This is a genomic window from Streptomyces sp. NH27 (genome assembly GCF_056859195.1).
Map to the genome: position 1 here is coordinate 1 of NZ_JACEGK010000980.1, position 1101 is coordinate 1101.

General features: G+C 75.7%; 1 protein-coding gene and 1 pseudogene. One reads left to right on the forward strand and one right to left on the reverse strand.

Annotated features, from left to right (window positions below; translation table 11 throughout):
- Positions 1 to 194: pseudogene (locus tag AC13HU_RS37525) on the reverse strand (hypothetical protein); the annotation flags it as partial.
- A gap of 145 nt (positions 195 to 339) precedes the next feature.
- Here AC13HU_RS37525 and AC13HU_RS37530 point away from each other — a divergent pair.
- Entirely contained in the window at positions 340 to 963 is a 624-nt protein-coding gene (locus tag AC13HU_RS37530) for a bifunctional 4-hydroxy-2-oxoglutarate aldolase/2-dehydro-3-deoxy-phosphogluconate aldolase (protein ID WP_483046481.1), read from the forward strand.
- Positions 964 to 1101 lie beyond the last annotated feature (138 nt).

Genomic DNA, 1101 nt, shown 5'->3' on the forward strand with positions numbered 1-1101 from the left:
GTGCGGTGCGGTGCGGGGCGTGGCGTGGTCGGGCGCGGGGCGCGTGCGCGGCAGGCGAGGGTGTGCGCGGACGGCAGGCGAAGGCCGTGCGGGGTACGGCCCAACGGGCCCGCGGTGCGCGGGTTGTTCGCGGTCCCGCCGCCGCGCGGGCGGGGCGCGGGCGCGGTCGGACCGCCCCGCACCTCGGGTCTCATGCCCCCCTCATGTCACGGTGCGGTGACAGCTCACCCGCCGGCACCCATCGCGGCACCGCCCGGCAGGTAGCGTCTGGATCACGTGTATCCCGCAGTGCCGCACGACCCGCGCGCGGCACCCACGCCGGAAGGTGGACCGACTGCCGTGTACCGCTGGGAGATCACCCGGGCCGCACTGGCCCAGCGGGTATTCGCCACCATCCGCAGCGAGAGCTACGACCAGGCCGCCGCGACCGCGGACACGCTGTTGTCGGCCGGGCTGACCACCTTGGAGATCTCCCTCACCACGCCGTTCGCCCTCGAAGCCGTCACCACGCTGGTCCGCGAGGTCGGCGACGACGCCGTGATCGGCGCGGGCACCGTGCTCGACGAGGTCTCCGCGCGGATGGCGATCGAGGCCGGCGCGCGCTTCCTGCTGTCGCCCAACCTCGACGAGGCGGTGCTGCGCACCGGCCACCGCTACGGTGTGCCGGTCTTCCCGGGCGTCGCCACGCCCACCGAGGTGGTCCGTGCGATGGAACTCGGCGCCGACGCGCTCACCCTCTACCCGGCCACCGCCTACACCCCGGGCTGGGTGCTGGACGTCCGCGCGATCATCCCGCAGGCCGCGCTCCTGCCCATCGGCGGCATAACGGTCAGCGCGGCGCCCGACTGGGTCGCAGCCGGCGCGGTCGCGGTCGGCATGGGCTCGGCCCTCACCGACGGCGACCGCTCCACGGTCACCAAGCGCCTCACCGAACTCCTCGACCGCCTCGCCGACACCCGCTGAGCCCGGCCGGGGGCCTCGGCGGGTCGCTGCCGGTCGGTCTCAGCAGGCCACTGTCCGGCAGGCGGCGATGAGACCGGTAACCGGAGCGGCGGCGGGCCGCGGGGAGCCGTAGGTCCGGTGACCTGCGGGCCCCGGGAG